This is a genomic window from Paenibacillus paridis (assembly GCF_006345825.1).
GTDB lineage: Bacteria > Bacillota > Bacilli > Paenibacillales > Paenibacillaceae > Pristimantibacillus > Pristimantibacillus paridis.
In genome coordinates, this window is record NZ_VCIX01000081.1 from 19302 (window position 1) to 36935 (window position 17634).

At 48.4% G+C, this 17634-nt stretch carries 15 protein-coding genes; 12 read left to right on the forward strand and 3 right to left on the reverse strand.

Annotated features, from left to right (window positions below):
• The first annotated feature begins 103 nt into the window (after positions 1 to 103).
• From FJQ58_RS10115 to FJQ58_RS10125, 3 genes are all read left to right on the forward strand, one after another.
• On the forward strand, positions 104 to 1720 hold the full coding sequence (locus FJQ58_RS10115) for an S-layer homology domain-containing protein (protein WP_238403949.1): 1617 nt from the start codon (positions 104 to 106) through the stop codon (positions 1718 to 1720).
• A 547-nt stretch (positions 1721 to 2267) separates the two neighbouring features.
• Positions 2268 to 2651: a hypothetical protein gene (locus FJQ58_RS10120; RefSeq protein WP_139992917.1), complete on the forward strand. Its 384-nt coding sequence runs from the start codon at positions 2268 to 2270 to the stop codon at positions 2649 to 2651.
• Between the two features lie 359 nt (positions 2652 to 3010).
• Positions 3011 to 4249, forward strand: coding sequence for a TraB/GumN family protein (locus FJQ58_RS10125; protein WP_162341408.1), 1239 nt, complete (start codon positions 3011 to 3013; stop codon positions 4247 to 4249).
• Positions 4250 to 4339: 90 nt separating this feature from the next.
• On the opposite strand, the gene FJQ58_RS10130 is transcribed toward FJQ58_RS10125, so the two are convergent.
• Both FJQ58_RS10130 and FJQ58_RS10135 read right to left on the reverse strand, forming a co-directional pair.
• Positions 4340 to 5227, reverse strand: coding sequence for a DUF6999 family protein (locus FJQ58_RS10130; protein WP_139992921.1), 888 nt, complete (start codon positions 5225 to 5227; stop codon positions 4340 to 4342).
• Positions 5224 to 7101 carry a 3-oxoacyl-[acyl-carrier-protein] synthase III C-terminal domain-containing protein gene (locus FJQ58_RS10135; RefSeq protein WP_139992923.1) on the reverse strand — a complete coding sequence of 626 codons (1878 nt, stop codon included), beginning with the start codon at positions 7099 to 7101 and terminating at the stop codon, positions 5224 to 5226. Before FJQ58_RS10135 ends, FJQ58_RS10130 begins: the two co-directional genes overlap by 4 nt.
• 438 nt (positions 7102 to 7539) lie before the next feature.
• Here FJQ58_RS10135 and abc-f point away from each other — a divergent pair, with 438 nt between their 5' ends.
• Together abc-f and FJQ58_RS10145 are read left to right on the forward strand one after the other, a co-directional pair.
• Positions 7540 to 9375: a ribosomal protection-like ABC-F family protein gene (gene abc-f, locus FJQ58_RS10140; protein WP_139993167.1), complete on the forward strand. Its 1836-nt coding sequence runs from the start codon at positions 7540 to 7542 to the stop codon at positions 9373 to 9375.
• A 106-nt stretch (positions 9376 to 9481) separates the two neighbouring features.
• Positions 9482 to 9937: a DUF4362 domain-containing protein gene (locus FJQ58_RS10145; protein WP_139992925.1), complete on the forward strand. Its 456-nt coding sequence runs from the start codon at positions 9482 to 9484 to the stop codon at positions 9935 to 9937.
• A 9-nt stretch (positions 9938 to 9946) separates the two neighbouring features.
• Here the strand turns inward: FJQ58_RS10145 and FJQ58_RS10150 are convergent, their stop codons facing one another.
• Complete coding sequence (locus tag FJQ58_RS10150) at positions 9947 to 10255, reverse strand: thioredoxin family protein (protein WP_139992927.1); 309 nt, start codon at positions 10253 to 10255, stop codon at positions 9947 to 9949.
• Between the two features lie 169 nt (positions 10256 to 10424).
• On the opposite strand from FJQ58_RS10150, the gene FJQ58_RS10155 reads away from it, so the two are divergent.
• The 7 genes from FJQ58_RS10155 (at position 10425) to FJQ58_RS10185 (ending at position 17570) form a co-directional block, all read left to right on the forward strand.
• A complete protein-coding gene (locus FJQ58_RS10155; RefSeq protein WP_139992929.1) occupies positions 10425 to 11471 on the forward strand; it encodes an NAD(P)/FAD-dependent oxidoreductase in 1047 nt (348 codons plus the stop codon).
• A gap of 616 nt (positions 11472 to 12087) precedes the next feature.
• Positions 12088 to 12681, forward strand: a complete 594-nt coding sequence (locus tag FJQ58_RS10160; RefSeq protein ID WP_139992931.1) for a TerD family protein — start codon at positions 12088 to 12090, stop codon at positions 12679 to 12681.
• Between the two features lie 27 nt (positions 12682 to 12708).
• A complete protein-coding gene (locus tag FJQ58_RS10165) occupies positions 12709 to 13290 on the forward strand; it encodes a TerD family protein (RefSeq protein ID WP_139992933.1) in 582 nt (193 codons plus the stop codon).
• Positions 13291 to 13528: 238 nt separating this feature from the next.
• On the forward strand, positions 13529 to 14107 hold the full coding sequence (locus FJQ58_RS10170) for a TerD family protein (RefSeq protein WP_139992935.1): 579 nt from the start codon (positions 13529 to 13531) through the stop codon (positions 14105 to 14107).
• A gap of 73 nt (positions 14108 to 14180) precedes the next feature.
• Positions 14181 to 15449, forward strand: a complete 1269-nt coding sequence (locus FJQ58_RS10175; RefSeq protein WP_139992937.1) for a TerD family protein — start codon at positions 14181 to 14183, stop codon at positions 15447 to 15449.
• A gap of 24 nt (positions 15450 to 15473) precedes the next feature.
• Positions 15474 to 16265: a TerC family protein gene (locus tag FJQ58_RS10180; RefSeq protein ID WP_139992939.1), complete on the forward strand. Its 792-nt coding sequence runs from the start codon at positions 15474 to 15476 to the stop codon at positions 16263 to 16265.
• 99 nt (positions 16266 to 16364) lie between these two features.
• Positions 16365 to 17570: an HpcH/HpaI aldolase/citrate lyase family protein gene (locus FJQ58_RS10185; protein WP_139992941.1), complete on the forward strand. Its 1206-nt coding sequence runs from the start codon at positions 16365 to 16367 to the stop codon at positions 17568 to 17570.
• Positions 17571 to 17634 lie beyond the last annotated feature (64 nt).

The window sequence follows — 17634 nt, forward strand, 5'->3', positions numbered from 1 at the left end:
ATTGGATACCAGGGAAGCTCCAGCGTTCTACCATTATTTTTGCAATGAGTAATTTTTCATAGTTTGATATGCTTCGGAGATGCGGTTCTTTGGGAGGGTCTTCATGAAACGGGCATATCATAGATTCGCGATGGTAACCATTGCGTTACTAACCGTATTTACAACGATGGGAAAGCCAGTAGACAGCTTGAGCAGCTTGCCCTTCGATGATATTGGAAACAGCTATGCGAAACAGGAAATCATAGATTTATATAATCGAAAAATCATAACGGGCACGACAGAGAGAAGCTTCTCTCCAGCCCAATCGATATCCCGAGCGGAATTTGTTGCGATCATCGACCGATTGCTGGGTTTGGAGCCGGTAACGTCCCCGGTCTCTCCATTTGCCGACGTTCCCAAGCAAGCTTGGCATTACGGCTGGATCCAAGCAGCTGTGCAGCTTGGCTTGGCAGACGGCACTAGTGCTACCGCCTTTGCGCCGTCCATGCCAGTTACGCGGCAGGAGGCCGCCGTTTTATTGGCTAGGGCGCTAAAACAAGCAGGAAGCAAAGCAGAGGCATCGCTGGCCTTTGGCGACAGCAGCCAGATTGCTTCATGGGCAAGCGCCTCTGTAGCGGCTGTACACAAGCTAGGATTAATCAAAGGTGATGAGCAAGGTGATTTCCGGCCGACAAAGCCGATCACAAGACAAGAGACGGCGGTTATGATCTATCGGGTGCTCCAGAATAAAACCTGGGAAGCGGAGCTGAAAGCAGCGCCGACAGAGTCAATAAAGCTTGGCTGGCAGTATGGCCAGACCACGAAAGAGTATCAGAACAACGTGCTGAAATCCAATGTGAATACGCTATCCCCGCGCTGGTATTTTACAGACGCTTTAGGCAATATAGTGGATAACACGGACTCCTCACTCCTTACATGGGCTAAGCAGCACAACAAAAAAGTATGGGCGATGGTTGGCAATCGCTCCGATCAGGCGGCTACGCATCAGATGCTGTCGAGCTCGGCCGCCAGAAGCAATGCGGTCACTAAACTGGTTGCTTACGCCAAATCCTATAAACTCGATGGACTCAATATCGATTTTGAAAATGTTGCCCCGCAGGACCGCGCGGCCCTCACTGCGTTTATGACGGAATTAGCGAAGAAGCTCAAGCTCCTTAGCGTTACGCTTTCTATCGATGTATCGCCAGACAGAGGGACCGACTGGACGGATGCTTTCGACTTTGCAGCACTAGGCAAGCTTGTGGATTACGTTGTTTTGATGGGCTATGACGAGCATTGGGGAGGAAGCTCGGAAGCTGGTTCTAATGCTTCTCTAGGTTTTGACAAGGCTGCTCTGGATAAGCTGTTGAAGCATGTAGCTGGCGGGAAAATTATTTTAGCGGTACCGCTCTACAACCGCGATTGGGATTTGAATAAGGACGGAAGTGTAGCCTCAACCGAATTTATCTCGCTCACCCAGCAAAATGCGCTTATGGCCCAATTTGCCATCAAACCGGTGTGGGACGCGAAGATCGGCCAGTATACGGCCGCTTATTTAAAAAATGGCGTGCGCCACCGTATGTGGCTCGAAGACGGGCGCTCATTAACCGCTAAGTACAAGCTGGTTGTGGATGCGGAGCTTGCAGGCCTAGCTTACTGGTATGTAGGCGGGGAAAGCGCGGATATTTGGAGCAGCATGAGAAATGCCGACCGTTTTTTGAATTATACATTTTCATCGTGAAAGGTCTTGCTATATAAGCCTAACCAATGATTTTAGACTTAAAAAGTTTCTGAAAGCAGGATTTCAGACGGAAGCACAGTCGGTCCATGATAGCCATTTGTAATGGGGCAGTTCCTCCATGGATATTCGTGAATCGTATTCTCGTCTTCAGACGGCCGTTGGTGGATCTCATCGTTTATTCATCATTTTTTAAGTAAGGAAACTATTCGCGCAAGATCTAATCTAGCCAGCGTCCCCGGGAATGGTCAGCGTATGGCTAGGTATTGGAGAAATAGATCTAATTTTCAGATCTAAACTGGCGAAAATAGCCGAAATGGATAAAATAGATCTAAACTAGCCCAGTGGCCCCAAATGGGCAGCGTATGGCTGGGTTTTGGAGAAATAGATCTAATTTTCAGATCTAATCTGGCGAAAATAGCCGAAATGGATAAAATAGGTCTAAAAAATAGATCTAATCTAGCCAGTGTCCCCGGGAATGGGTAGCGTATGGCTGGGTTTTGGAGAAATAGATCTAATTTTTAGATCTAATCTGGAGCATATAGCGGAAATGGATAAAATAGGTCTAAAAAATAGATCTAAACTAGCCCAGCGGCCCCAAATGGGCAGCGTATGGCTGGGTTTTGGAGAAATAGATCTAATTTTTAGATCTAATCTGGAGCAAATAGCCGAAATGGATAAAATAGGTCTAAAAAATAGATCTAAACTAGCTCAGAGGCGCCCACTGGGCAGCATATGGCTGGGTTTTGGAGAAATAGATCTAATTTTTAGATCTAATCTGGAGCAAATAGCCGAAGTGGATAAAATAGGTCTAAAAAATAGATCTAAACTAGCTCAGCGGCCCCAAATGGGCAGCGAATGGCTAGGTATTGGAGATATAGTCAAAGTGAACGAAAGAAATGAAGGATATTCGAAGCGGGAAGATCGAATTTGAGAAATGAAGGGTTCACCTTAGCCAATTTAAGAATATGGCTGCAACCGCGACTCATACAATGTTTTACTTACGCAGCGACCAAAACGAGAAGCTTTTGGTCAAGTTATATAGAATAACAATAAAGGTATGCGCACCTGTGCGGCGCATGCCTTTTTTTGATGCCAAACGGCTTTTTCTCCGCACATACAACGTAGGTCAGCATTCTTCCATCCGATTTGCAACGAAAAATAGATTGGTATTTTCCGAACTGGAAATTGCGCGAAGGCCCTGTGTAGAATAAAGGATAGGAAAGCGGAAAATGCTGGATGATTCTACATCTCGTAAACAGGCCGCTGGATGAAGAAAGAGAGGATCCATATATGAAAAAGTTTGCAGCATTATTTCTTTCGCTAGCTCTACTATTCTCGTTCGTTACCAATGTGCAAGCGGAAGAAAAGCCGATTTCGGTTTGGCTTGAAGATCAGCAGGTACTGCTTGGCGAACAACAGCCGATTATGGAGCATGGCACGACGCTCGTCCCTGCAAAGCAGATCCTTGAAAAGTTTGGCTTTGAAGTCACATGGGACCAAGACAATAAAGTCATTACGGGTAAGAAAGAAGGACTCGTTCTTTTATTCCAAATCGGCAATCTGGGGGCCGTAGTCAATCAATCCGAGCAAGGTTTGCTTGTCGCTCCGAAGCTCATCAAGGGAACGGTCTATATTCCTCTGCGTACGGTCAGCGAGGCTTCGGGCTATGAGGTATCCTGGAATAAAGAACAGCGGGCCGTTACGATTGAAGAAAGAGAACCGAGCCGCGGCTTCCTTTGGAAAACCGAAAATGCAGGCAATACCGTCTATTTGCTAGGCTCGATACATATTGCGAACAAGGCCATGTATCCGCTGCGGCCTGAAATTCAGAAAGCCTATGATGCCTCCAACTTTTTGGTCGTAGAGGCTGATATTACGAAAATGGATGATGAGGCTGTTCAGCAGCAAGTGCTGGATATAAGCGTTTATAAGGACAACACGACGCTAAAGGATCATATTTCAGCCGAAGCGTACAAGAAGCTGGGTGAAATTTTGCAAGAGAACGGCTTGGAGACCCATGCGCTCGATACCTTCAAAGCGTGGAACGTTTCCACCGCGCTGGATTATCTAACTTCGGCCAAATCAGGCTTCGATGCAGGCATTGGCATTGACGCACATTTCCTGCAGCAGGCCAACGTAAGCCAGCTGCCGATTCTGGAGCTGGAGTCCATTGAATACCAGCTTAATATGTTTAACAATTTCTCGGATAAGCTGCAGGAGGAAATGCTGAATTCTTCCATAGAACAATATTACGCGGAAAGTTCAAGTATCGATGCGTTATCGGAAATGTGGGCAACAGGCAACGAGGAGCAGCTGCTCGAACTGACCCAGTCCACGATGACGAACGACGAGTTTTACAAAGCGCTTCTTTCCGACCGGAACGTACCGATGGTGGATAAAATTACAGGATACCTGAATGGCGGCGAGAAGAAGACGTACTTTGTTGTTGTAGGGGCGGCTCATATGATTGGGCAGGACGGCATCGTACCGCTCTTAGAGAAAAAAGGATTTAAGGTTGAACGCCAATAACGAAGCGGCTGAAAAACCGAAAAAAAGGCAATCCCGCGAGCCGTGGGATTGCCTTTTTCATGAATAGGTTTATGCGATTGTATGTGTTACTTACGAAGCCTGCCCTTGCTGCTGCTTGAGCTTAAGCTCGACAAGCAGCGCATGGAGCTGCTCCGTCGCTAACCCGTGAAGCACGAGCCGAAAGCCGGCTTTCAGCGTCGTCAGCGGCACCATGGGATGCTTGTTATTAATGAGCGCGAGCCGATCGTTGCTGCCGATGATTTTGGAGGCGAGAATACCGATGGTCTCATCAAGCTGGAGCGAGTTGGTCGCCCGCCAAAAATCATTGTCCGTCAGGAACATTTGATAAACAGGGGTGAAGCATTCGATTGCTGTGGTCAGATCCATAAAGTTAGTCCAACGGTTTGGCATTTGCTCGATCGGCAAAGGAGTCGATGTAATCGACCCGAATTGGAGCTGCTCCTGCTTCGTTACTTCAATCCCCTTCTCACGCAGCTCGCGGTTTAGATTGATGACGAAGTTGTATAGGTTGAGATCGTGAATGAGAAAGAGATCGTCTTTTACCGGTTCTAGGTGAGTAGGCTTTAGCGGATTCATCTCGATCTGAACGCCGGGCACATTGTCCCGAATAAAGCCGAGCACCTCGGAGCCGAGATAAAAGTGTCGCAAAATCATAAAGTTTGCGCTTGGGCTGACAAAGGTTTTCATCCCAAAATGAAGCACCCGGTGCAGCAGCCTGGAGGATGTGAACGCTTTTGGGACTATGATTTTGTAGAGCTGCAATAGAATAATCATCATCCTTGCGAACGGCCGGAGCACCGGCAGCAGAAATTGCCTCGATTTGCTGGCGCAATCTTTGAGATAAGCGGCCTTTGCTTCCTCATTGAAGGGAATGCTTTGGTCCATGTAGATGGCTAAAAACGGATTGGGATCGTTTTTGTCATGCGGCATGTTATTGAAATAATCGGCGTTGCTCATACATTACCCAGCTCCTCTAGCTGCAGCAGGTACAGACGGGCCGTCGTTTTGGCTGTTTTCACGATACGCACTGCAATGTCCGCGGTCAGCATCGGATGCTGAACGACGGCCTCCAGCCGTTCGAAATGTTTTTCGTCGGAGTCGCTATGATAAAGCAAGAAGGATACCTCTTCATCGCTAAGCCCAAGCTGGTCACGGATCATCTCGCCCCAGTAGCGCGCCATTCGGCAGCCAAGCCCTTCAATGATCCACATGGCTCCGATGAGGTCGACGGGATTATCGCGGCTAGCCCGCTGGAATAAATAAGCCGAGAGCGCCTCGCTGCCAATATTTTTCTCGCCCGATTGGATTTTGCTTAGCTCACCGCCGACGGCAACGTAATTGCGCTCGAGAATTTGAAAGTCGCGATGCTCATCGCGCGCATGGGCAATGAACGTGGAACGAAGATCGATATGCTCAATGGCGATATAGGACGCGGCGCGGGCGATCCACTGCGAACCGTCAATGACTTGCTGGCGGATATTTTCCATCAAGGCCTTGTAATCGCTGAGCGTGAATTTCTGGTTATACAGCTTATGGATGACCGGGACCTGTGCGAGCTTTTGCTCAAAATCGATCCATACCTGAACCAGCTGCCTTACCAGCTGCGCTTGCACATGATCAGCCTCGTCGTACTCCAAATGCGGAGCTTCAGGCTCACGCTCCTCGAACACAGGCTGAGATGCAGCGCCACTGGGCTCAATGGCTGAGCCAACGACCGTCAGCAGCATATATGAGGTCTGGAATCGGCCGCTCTCGGGCACCATGCACAGCACTTTCTCGCCTGGCTGTAAATGGCCTTCATTCAACAGCTCCTCCAGCATGATATAGATCGACGCCGCGCCAGTGTTTCCCTTCGTGTACAAATTTGTAAACCATTTCTCCTCAGGGATGGTAAGCCCGCCGAGCTGCAGCAGCCTGAATATTTCCTCGCGGAAGAAATGGGAGGAATAATGGCAGACCATCCAGTCAATGCCCGCAGGGTCAACCTTGCCTTCATCGACCAGCTCGAAAAAACGGTTCACGCCAACTTTGGGCATTTCATTCACCAGCCGAATATCCTGCTTTAAATTGATGGCGCCGTCATCGGCAGCCTCGTGAATGGAGCGATAATCGAGCCAGCTTGCCTGTTCGAGGTTTTCCTTGTTGCTGCCTGCATACATGCAGACGTCATAGAGATTCGCGTAAGACTTATTATCGATCCATTCGATGCGCAGCGATAATCCGCTGGCGGATGGCTGGTGCTGCAGCACCGCAGCGCCGGCGCCGTCGGAGAGCATAAACCTAAGAAAGTCGGTGTCGAACGGAACGGGACGCTCGGCAAGTCCTGCCTGCGCTTCGAATCGCGTATGCTTAAAGACGCGGCTCGGAAACTCGCTGGCGCAGGAGATGGCGGTCTGCTGCTCGCCCGACTGCACATGCAGGTAAGCATTCTTCATCGCCTGCATCCCGCTTGCGCAGACGCCATGGTGAGTGGCGACCTCCATCACGGGGAGGTTGGCTTCTGCATGGACCATGCTGGCAAAGCCCGGAACAAGCAAATCGCCTTGCGTCGTGCCGACAGCGAGAAAATCAATGTTGTCCTGCAAGGCCTCTTTGTTTCTCGTAAGGGCATCATGGATAGCGAGACTCGCCATTTCCGCATTGGTGTAAAGGCTCTTTTGTTGTTTGTCCAAGGCGTAGTGGCGAAAGCGTATTTTATTTTGATCGAGGATGCGGCGCATGGATTTTGAGCTTTTGCCACCGATTTTGCCAAGATAATCTTCGATTTCATCATTGCTGACAGGAGAGCCGGGCAAAAACTTCCCGATGCTCGTAATATAAACTGGATTCATGAGGCACCTCCATAGTGTAGTTGTGTATAGGGTATATAATCGCCGATTCGGTCTTTGCAGCCTAGTACTAACTTTATTTGGTACCTTATGTAAACTTGGGCTTGAATTCGAATTCAATAGTCCGATATAATAGACGCATATTAAAACTGATGACTGACGGAGGTAACCCTGCCGATGAAGTAATACACGATTCCTGTAAACAACTTGTTTAAGTACAAGCGGCGTTCTCGATTTGCGAGAACCGGTCAGGGATACGTGTGTCGATTTGGGGTCCTAAGTAACATGAATCAGTTGCGATATACAGGTGATGTTTACCCGCTTTTCAGCGGCGTGACGCATCCTTTGTTTTCGTTTACCTGATTTTCCCCATGCGTATTCGACCGTGTGCCGCTGGCCACGGTTTTTTATTATGTTCGGAGAAATGGGGAATGTCTTGTGATGCTATTAAAGATTAAACAGGTAAATAAAGAATTTGACGGCAAGCTGCTATTTGAAAATATTGAATTTGAGGTAAAAGAAGGCGAGCGGCTCGCGCTGTTCGGCCGTAATGGAATTGGCAAAACGACACTTTTGCAAGGCTTGACGGGCCGGCTCGCCTTCGATGGCGGCGAGGTACAGCGCCTCTTGCCTCTGGAGGAATGGGGCTGGCTGGATCAGCAGGCGCAGCTCGACTCCTCGCTCACTTTGCTGGAATTCGTACAGGCGGGTTCGGCTGAATGGTTTGAGCTCAAGCAAAGCATGGCTGCGCTAACGAAGCAAATGCAAGACGAGGAGGCAGGCGAGGAATTGCTAAACCGATATAGCGAATTATATGAGCGATATGTCCAGCTTGGCGGCTATGAAGGGGAGGTAAAAGCGGAGCAATGTTTGAAGCAGCTAAGCTTCGATCCGTCTTTATGGGGCTTGCCATTTGCGCAGCTTAGCGGAGGGCAGAAGACGAAAGCCCAGCTGGCCTCCCTTATGGTTAGGGAACCGAAGCTGGTGCTGCTGGATGAGCCAACGAACCATTTGGATGCAGAGGCGCTGGCTTGGCTGGAGCAATGGGTGCAGACCTATCCGGGAACGGTGCTGTACGTCTCGCATGACCGGATGTTTATCGACCGCACGGCTACCTCCATTTTGGAGCTGGTGGCTGGAGGCTGCAGGCGGTATGCGGGCGGCTATACGGCATATAAGGAGCAAAAAGAGCTGGAACGGAGAACGCAGCTGGCACAGTACAAGAAGCAGGAGCTGGAGCGGGAAAAGCTGCTTGATAGCATCAGGATGTATGCGGAATGGTTCCAGCAAGCGCATAAGGCGGCGGGTCAAAATGATTTTCTTCGGTCAAAATCGAAAAAGAACGTCTCGCGGCTGCATGCCAAGGAAACCGCACTGGAGCGGCTGGAACAAGGAAAGGTGAATAAGCCCCGCGAGGAATCGGAACTGCGGATGCTCTTGGAGACGGATGAGTTTGCGGCTCCCTCGCTGCTTCGCATGGATAATGTAAGTTTTGCCTACGAGGGCCATCCCCCTCTATTAAGCATGCTCAGTCTTACCATTGGCCGCGGCGACCGCCTCGCCGTGCTTGGGCCAAACGGCGTTGGCAAGTCGACGCTGCTGAAGCTTGCGACGGGCAGCTTAATTCCGGACGAAGGCAAGGTGGAGCTGCATCCGCAAGCGAGGATAGGCTATTTCGAGCAGGAGCTCAGTAAGCTTGATCTTGCAACGACCATATTAGACAGCCTTCTTGCACTGCCCAATATGACCCAATCGCATGCTCGGACGATTCTCGGCTGCTTCTTATTTTCCAAGGAGGATGTCTTCAAGCGAATCGGCGATTTGAGTATGGGCGAGCGCTGTCGGGTAGCCTTTCTAAAGCTCTACTTTGGCAAAGCAAATCTGCTCGTCCTCGATGAACCGACGAACTATTTGGATATCGGCACGCGTGAGCAGGTGGAGGAGGCGCTGCTTCACTATCCGGGAGCAGTGCTGCTGGTGACTCATGACCGCTATTTCATCCGTCAGGCAGCAAACCGTTTGCTCGTGATGGAGGGAAGGGGGAAGGTTAGCCTGTTCCCAGGCTCCTTTGAGGAATATAGCTCTAAGGACCGAAGCCGATTATTGTCCCCTGAGCAGCAGAACGACCAGAATGAACGGGAAATGCTGGAGCTTCGGCTGACGCAGCTGATGGGCAGCGCGCAGCCGGAAGAGCCTTCGGAGCAGCAAGCGCTTTTGGAGGAGATTCTAAAGCTTCGTTATCAAATAAGCGAAATGCAGGCTATGAGCAATGGCTGATGATTGATTAGGCGCAGCGAGTCCGTTTGTTTGCAGCATCGAGCGGTGAAAGACGAACCAGAACGTCTGCATTAAGAAATAAAGTTAGCGGGAAGGAAGATACGGAGTGGCATTCAGCAGATTCATTATTTTTGCAGGGCTCGTACTCATGCTTGGTGGCTGTGCTGCCACCAGCCCAGATAATGGAATGGGGCAGGCTGCCCCTACCGCAAATGAATATGTGGTAAATGAGGCAGAAGACGTTATCGCGAAGCGGGGGATCGTACAAAACAGTGAGCAATTGGATGCGTTTATTAGCGGTTCTTTAGATCGGGTCAGGGTTGTTCATTACACGAAGGAGGCGGACCCGATCTTTTATAGCCTCTCCAGAATAGAAGAGCAGATCGAGGTCCGTTACGATACTTCGCAGGATAAATTTGGTTCGCCTACAGTCAAGACATATCGGTGCGAATCGCTAATAAAAGAGCAAGCCAAACAAAGCTATACGTACAAGCTGAGTGGCTGCGGCGGCGCACAAAAGTCGATCTCGCTGATTGATGTCCCTCTCTCTCCTTCAACCTAATCAAGCCTTTTATTTCAAAAGCGAATACACATGGTCTACCGACGCCATGGCGTATTCCTTTTGAAGGGGCTCGCCATTTTCGAGCAGCACGAGGCAAGGTACGCTAGCGATTTTCCATTGCTCGCGCAGGCGAGGCGCATAATTGATGTTCAGCTTGTAGAGCGGAACAGAAGTGCCTGTGAGCTCAGCAATTTCCAGCATGCGTTCGCCGAGCTTGCATGTGCCGCATAGCGGAGTGAAAAAGTAGACGGCTGTTTTGCCGCTGCCGCTGGACATAAGGTTAAAAAGGGATTTTTCATCTATTTCTTGAATCGTCATCGTCGTGCTCCTTTAGGTTTATAGTTGTAATGTACTTCATTCACCCGCATATCTCAATCACACCATGTCTCAAGCAGAGACGCGGAAAATAGAGAATGTATTTGACGATGATAATCATTATCAATTATAATGGAAAAAAAGCGGTATCCTGGAGAGGAGAAACGAAAAGATGACAGCTCAAGCAGAGATGGATATATATGATGTTACGATTATCGGCGGAGGGCCGGTAGGACTGTTTACAGCCTTTTATAGCGGGATGAGGGAGCTAAGGACGAAGATTATCGAGTCTGCCCCGCAGCTTGGCGGCAAGGTGCAGTTCTATCCCGAGAAGGTCTTGCATGATGTGGGCGGCATTGCTGCCATTACAGGTGCAGATTTTATCAAACAAGTGGAAAAGCAAGGACTGACCTTTAAGCCGGAAGTGGCGTTGTCCCAGCGAATTGAGCAATTGGAGAGGCTTTCGGACGGTTGCTTCCGCTTAATCAGCCATACGGGGGAGACGCATTATTCGCGTACCGTTATTTTGGCGGTTGGGCATGGCACGTTCGTGACCCGCAAGCTTGACCAAGAGGGTGCGGTCGGTTATGAGGGAAACAGCCTTCATTATGCAGTGAACAGCCTCGATCATTTTCGGGGCAAACAGGTACTAATTTCCGGTGGAGGCGATTCGGCAGTAGACTGGGCGAATGCGCTGGAGCCCATTGCAGCGCAGGTCACGGTCGTCCATCGGCGCGATCAATTTGGCGGGCATGAGAGCAACGTTACCCAAATGAGGAACTCCTCTGTAGACATTATTACTCCGTTTTGGCTAAAAGAATTGCATGGCGACGGTGAACAGGTAAGCTGCGTGACGATCGAGCATTTGGAGACAAAGGAAACGCGTGAGCTTTATGTAGACGAGGTTATCGTTAACCACGGCATTACGGGAGATCTAGGTCCGATCAAAAAATGGGGCTTGGAACTGCAAGAAGACAAAATAGTCGTTGATGTCCATATGAAGTCGAATATAGATGGTGTTTTTGCGGTAGGCGACGTCGTCACGTTCCCTGGCAAGCTGAAGCTGATCGCTGGCGGGTTTATGGAAGGTCCTAATGCTGTGAACAGCGCGAAAAAATATTTGGCGCCGCAGGAGGAAGTGAAAGCATTATATTCCACACATCATGAGAAGCTTATTGCGATGCATGAGCAGAAGGATAAAGAACCCGTGCGTTCATAATGGAGAGCGTACTACGAAATGCAAGCAGACGGGCCTATGCGAGGGGGCTTTGTCTGCTTTATTTAATTTTTGGAAAGATACAGCGATAATAAGAATAATCCGTTAATGAGGAGCAAAGCGGCAAAAATAAGGCCGGTTTTGTTCTTTTTTATAAAGTCCATGCGAACACCTCGCGAGTGTGTATTTACTAATTATAATTATCCCCCTTATGATCTGATTTTTCCACCCTTTTTTTAGAAAAATAGTGTCTGCTTTATTAACGCCGCGTATCCTGTTTTGCACTTTGCTTAAAAGGGTACATGCTTATGATGCGAGTGAATTCGACGGTATCTCCTGAATGTTTCTTATTTTTGAAGAAATTTGTAATTGGAACGAGGAATGTTATAAAATTAAAGGTAGCGCAGGTCTTGAAACGGCAATTGCCGCAAGGCTGCTAACCTTATAATGTTTTTGTGTAAAGAAGAGGTAATTATCAGGTTTTGTAGAATAATGTAGAGACTGCATTTTTTTTGGAACCTACCTGTCGATTAGGCGTATTGATGGATAGAACGCTGGTCATCAATGAAGCAATCTATGGTTCTCTTCGCAACACTCAAGGAAAGGGGGTGCAAATCTAATGGCTATCTCTCTCGTTAAGGGTCAGAAGGTTGACCTCACGAAGGGCAACGCCGGACTCAGCAAGGTGATCGTAGGACTAGGCTGGGACCCTGCCGCGGTAAAAGGCGGATTTTTCGGAATGAAGAAGGCTGCTAACGTCGACTGTGATGCTTCCGCATTGCTGCTTGATGCAAACGGCAAACTATCCGGTGAGAAAAATCTCGTTTGCTTCTACAATAAGCAAAGCGGCTGCGGATCTGTCGTTCATACGGGCGACAATATCACAGGGGAAGGCGATGGCGATGATGAGCAAATCATCGTACAGCTTGACCGAATTCCGGCTACGGTTGAAAGAATTCTCGTCGTGGTCAACATTTACGAATGTGAATCCAGACGTCAGGATTTTGGAATGATTAAATCCGCGTTTATCCGTATCGTTAACCCGGTTAACAACCAAGAGCTGATCCGTTTTAACTTGACGGACAACTACGCTGGCAAGACAGCGCTCGTTGTCGGTGAGCTTTACAGGCACAATGGGGAATGGAAGTTCAATGCAATCGGAGAAGGCACTCATGCTGCCCATATCGATATTCTTGCTCGTCAATACCAATAATTCTATTGAGAAAAGAGGGCATTTCAAATGGCAATTAGCTTATCCAAAGGACAAAAAATCGATCTTACGAAAACAAACCCAGGTCTTACGAAAATTACAGTTGGTCTAGGCTGGGATACTAATAAATATGACGGCGGGAAAGACTTTGACCTTGATGCTTCCGTATTTTGCTTGAATGCACAAGGTAAAGTAGGTTCTGATTCCGACTTTATCTTCTATAACAATCCTAAGAACAGCAACGGCTCCGTAGCTCATACTGGCGACAACCGCACAGGCGAGGGCGATGGGGACGATGAGCAAGTTAAAGTTGACCTTGCCGCAGTTCCTGCGGAAACGGACAAAATCGCATTCAGCATTACGATTCACGATGCGCAAGCACGCAGCCAAAATTTTGGACAAGTTTCCAACGCATTCGTTCGTATCGTTGACGAGCAAAGCGGCACGGAATTGATCCGTTACGACTTGGGAGAAGATTTCTCCATTGAGACGGCGGTTATCGTTGGTGAGCTTTACCGTAATGCAGGCGAGTGGAAATTCAGCGCGATCGGCAGCGGCTTCCAAGACGGATTGGGCGGCTTGGCGCGCAACTACGGTTTGGCTACTAGCTAATTATTGACAACTACCCGTAAAGGGTCGCCGGCGGCGGCCCTTTTTTTGAAAAAGAAATTATTGGATTCACGTTCCGAGTGGAGGCGTGAATCGCCATAGCCGCTTAAGGTTAGCTATAGCTTGTGCTAGTTGGTTAAGCTTGTTGCTGCCGAATGCGGCTATCAAAAAAATGGGCTGGATAGGCTCTGCTTTAGCGTAAGCGTTCAGAGCCTTGCAGGCGTTAAGGAGGAATAACACGATGTCCATTAATCTTTCCAAGGGACAACGGATTGATCTTACCAAAACTAACCCAGGCCTTACCAAGGTTGTGCTCGGTCTTGGCTGGGATACAAATAAATACTCTGGTGGCGGCGAAATCGATCTGGATGCCAGCGCTTTTCTGCTGCATCAGGACGGTAAGGCCAAGGATGAGAAGGATTTTGTATTCTATAACGCATTGATCGCCTATAACGGCGCAGTTGAGCATACCGGGGATAACCGTACGGGCGAGGGCGACGGAGACGACGAGCAGGTCAAAATCGACTTCTCGAAGGTGCCTGCCCACATCCAGCGGATTGGGATTACCGTAACCATTCATGATGCCGAATCCCGGCACCAAAATTTTGGACAAGTATCAAATGCCTTTGTGCGTTTGGTTGACGAATCCTCAGGCAGAGAAGTACTTCGTTATGACCTCGGGGAAGAGTTCTCTATCGAGACAGCGATCGTTTTCTGCGAATTGTACAGGCAGGGTTCCGACTGGAAGTTCCAAGCGATCGGCTCAGGCTTCTCTGGCGGACTTGCGGCGCTTTGCCGGAACTATGGATTAACCGTGTAATGAATAAGAACGTTTAGGGTGGCAAGGCTGATACCAGCCATCCTAATCTATTTTACGGAAAGGCGGTTTACGCATGGAGCTTGCATTAATGAAAGGCCAGAAGGCGGATATTACCAAAAACAACCCATCCGTTAAAAATCTTGTCGTCGGTATGGGATGGAGCAGCGGATCGGGCATTGATGTTGATTTCTCGGCCTTTTTATTGCGTGCCAACGGAAAGGTTGCAGGAGACTCGGATTTGATTTTTTACAGCAATCCCAAGGATGCCAGCGGTTCTATCGAACTAGTTGGGGAGAACAAACGAAATTTAGCAGGAAAAGTAGACCAGGAGCAAGTCGTAGTTCGCATTAACGAGGTGCCTCAAGCGATTGAACGTATCTCTTTTACGCTTACCATTTATGATGGCGAAGCGAAGAGACAAAGTTTTTCTAGCGTGAATGACGCTTATATCCGCGTCGTTGACGAAACCACAGGCCGTGAGATCTTGCGGTATGACATTGGAAAAAACTTCTCTATCGAAACTGCGATTGTCGTAGGAGATTTATATAGATATAATGGCGAATGGAAGTTCAACGCCATTGGATCAGGCTATTCCGGCGGGCTTGCCGCGCTATGCAATAGCTTTGGTATCGAAGTAAAGGCCGATGCGCCAACACCGCCGCCAGCTCCTGAGAAAGCTCCAGTTATCCCGCCTAAACCGCCTGAGCCGATAATTACGGAACCGAAAGCAGCGCCAGTAAACCTGAGCAAGATTTCCCTCACCAAGCGCGGGGATGCCATTAACTTACAGAAGGGCACGGGAGCACTCGGTGAAATCGTTGTGAACTTGAACTGGAACCAGAAGAAAGCATCGACTGGATTTTTTGGTCGTTCAAGCTCCGGTGTCGACCTGGATGTCGGCTGCCTGTACGAATTGAAGAACGGAATGAAGGGCGCGGTACAAGCCCTCGGCAACAGCTTCGGTGACTTCTCGAGAGCGCCATACGTTTCCCTCGATGGCGATGACCGCACGGGTTCAGTGACAACGGGCGAGAATCTTCGCATAAACGGGAATAAAGTATCCGAAATTAAGAGAATTGTCATTTATGCTTATATTTATGAAGGAGCAACAAACTGGGCAGAAGCGGCAGGCATTGTGACGATTAAGCAATCTGGCGGACCTGACATTGAAGTTCGCATGGACGAGCATAATAATCGCAAAGGGATGTGCGCGATTGCCATGGTAGAAAATGTAGGTGATCAAACCTTCAGTATTCAGCGGCTTGTGGAATATTTTTCGGGACATAAGGAGCTCGATGAGGCCTATCGCTGGGGCCTAAAATGGGTGCAAGGAAGCAAATAATGCATATTGCGGAGGTTTTCACAGATGGTTGATTTTTTTAACAACATCATAGCCAATTTCGGTAACTTTTTTCACTGGGACAACTTGTCAGAAGTTTTTACGAACCCAACCAACTGGGGCATCATTGCAACGCTCGTGCTCTTAGAGGGCTTGCTCTCGGCGGATAATGCGCTGGTTCTAGCGGTAATGGTTAAGCATTTGCCGAAAGAGCAGCAGAAGCGCGCGTTGTTCTACGGGATCATTGGAGCCTATATTTTCCGATTTATTGCCATCGGTGTGGGTGTGTATCTGGTTCAAATTACGTGGATTAAAGTGGCCGGTGGATTGTACTTGCTATGGATTGCATTAAGTAATCTCTTCCATCTCGAATTCAAGCTTGCTCGCGTCGGCAATGTACCGTTGATTCCGTACATTGGCAAGAAAAACAATGAAGAAGAAGCAGAAGTTAAAAACAAAGGTTATGGTTTCTGGCGTACCGTGCTTGCCGTAGAAATTATGGATATTGCCTTCAGTATCGATAGCGTTCTTGCCGCATTTGGCGTGAGCGAAGAAGTGTGGGTATTGTTCCTTGGCGGTATTCTCGGCGTGCTCATGATGCGTGGCGTCGCTCAAGTCTTCCTCAAGCTGATCGACAAATTTCCTGAGCTGGAGAAAGCAGCCTTTATCCTCATCATTGTCATCGGTCTGAAAATGATCGGTGGAGCGTACGGCTTACATGTTCCGCATGCCTTGTTCTTTGGCCTGATTATCGCAGTATTCGCGGGAACTCTCATTTATAGCGCTATGCGCAAAAAAAGAGAGTCCGAAGCGGCTTAATCGGCAAATAATTTTACTATTCGAAATATCCCTCAATGAGTCTCGAGGGATATTTTTTCACTCTCAGCTTGCGTTACACCATTTTTAGGAGGGATAACTTTGAGGTATTTCAACTATCTTACCAATGAAGAAGAGCAAAATTTCTTTTATTCCCTTCCGACTCAGTTCAATAATTATGCTGACAAAGAAGTTATTGCTCACGCGGTTGGTGCCGCGCTATATATGCCGGCAACCAAGGATAACATAGCAGATGATTTGGTAGCCGTTAAACACGAGGGACTCGTGTCAATGGTGATAGACCTTGAAGATGCAGTAGGCGATAACCAGCTGGAGTATGCAGAAGCAACATTGAAAGCAACGCTCTTGAAGATTGGTCGCTACATTGCGGCAGGCTTATTACGTTCCGATGATATCCCGCTTATTTTTATTAGAGTACGCTCCGTAGAACAGCTCAAGCGGCTGCTTTCCTTCTTCGGAGAAGAAATCGCCTATGTGACCGGAATCGTATTTCCGAAATTTAACGTGGAAACCGGCGGCGAGTATTTGAGGCTCCTCTCCGATTATAACAAGCGTAAATCCCCAGGCAGCTCCACGCTATATGGCATGCCCATTCTCGAGAGTTCGGATGTTATTTACCGCGAGAAGAGAGTGGAGACGCTCCAAGGCATTTCGGCACTCCTTAATGAGTATAAGGAATATGTGCTAAACGTTCGAATTGGCGCTACTGATTTTTCAAGCTTATTTGGGCTTCGTAGAAGTCCCGATCATACGATCTATGATATTGGCGTTATACGAGATTGCATCGCGGATATCGTTAACGTATTTGGCCGGATGGATAATCATTATGTAATATCAGGACCGGTATGGGAATATTTCAAGAGCGACCGCGTTTTTAAGCCACAGCTTCGGCAAACGCCTTTCGAGGAAAGCATGGGGCGGCATGGACGTATTTTGCGGATGGACTATATTAATAAATATGTGGATGGGCTTATCCGAGAGGTTGCTATGGACAAGGAAAATGGCATTCTCGGCAAAACCATTATTCATCCTACCCATATTAAGCCGGTACAGTCGATGTTTGTCGTGACGCACGAGGAGTATATGGATGCTCTGCACATTATTGAAAACGGACAAGGCGATTTAGGCGTGATGAAGAGCCGCTATTCGAACAAAATGAATGAATTCAAGCCGCATATGACTTGGGCCAGACGAATGATGATCAGATCGAACATATATGGGGTGCTAAATGAAAACCAAAACTTCACCTGCCTGCTTGCAGCAGAACGAGAGTCAGCAATCGTTTAATATTATTGGAGATTTAGAGGTTACGATCAAGGTAACGAGTAATGCATTCGACCTTCCGCTGGAG

Coding starts and splice junctions, on each gene's coding strand:
- FJQ58_RS10115 (WP_238403949.1), top strand. CDS start 104: ATGAAACGGGCATATCATAGATTCGCGATGGTAACCATTGCGTTACTA.
- FJQ58_RS10120 (WP_139992917.1), top strand. CDS start 2,268: ATGGATAAAATAGGTCTAAAAAATAGATCTAAACTAGCCCAGCGGCCC.
- FJQ58_RS10125 (WP_162341408.1), top strand. CDS start 3,011: ATGAAAAAGTTTGCAGCATTATTTCTTTCGCTAGCTCTACTATTCTCG.
- FJQ58_RS10130 (WP_139992921.1), bottom strand. CDS start 5,227: ATGAGCAACGCCGATTATTTCAATAACATGCCGCATGACAAAAACGAT.
- FJQ58_RS10135 (WP_139992923.1), bottom strand. CDS start 7,101: ATGAATCCAGTTTATATTACGAGCATCGGGAAGTTTTTGCCCGGCTCT.
- abc-f (WP_139993167.1), top strand. CDS start 7,540: ATGCTATTAAAGATTAAACAGGTAAATAAAGAATTTGACGGCAAGCTG.
- FJQ58_RS10150 (WP_139992927.1), bottom strand. CDS start 10,255: ATGACGATTCAAGAAATAGATGAAAAATCCCTTTTTAACCTTATGTCC.
- FJQ58_RS10155 (WP_139992929.1), top strand. CDS start 10,425: ATGACAGCTCAAGCAGAGATGGATATATATGATGTTACGATTATCGGC.
- FJQ58_RS10160 (WP_139992931.1), top strand. CDS start 12,088: ATGGCTATCTCTCTCGTTAAGGGTCAGAAGGTTGACCTCACGAAGGGC.
- FJQ58_RS10165 (WP_139992933.1), top strand. CDS start 12,709: ATGGCAATTAGCTTATCCAAAGGACAAAAAATCGATCTTACGAAAACA.
- FJQ58_RS10170 (WP_139992935.1), top strand. CDS start 13,529: ATGTCCATTAATCTTTCCAAGGGACAACGGATTGATCTTACCAAAACT.
- FJQ58_RS10175 (WP_139992937.1), top strand. CDS start 14,181: ATGGAGCTTGCATTAATGAAAGGCCAGAAGGCGGATATTACCAAAAAC.
- FJQ58_RS10180 (WP_139992939.1), top strand. CDS start 15,474: ATGGTTGATTTTTTTAACAACATCATAGCCAATTTCGGTAACTTTTTT.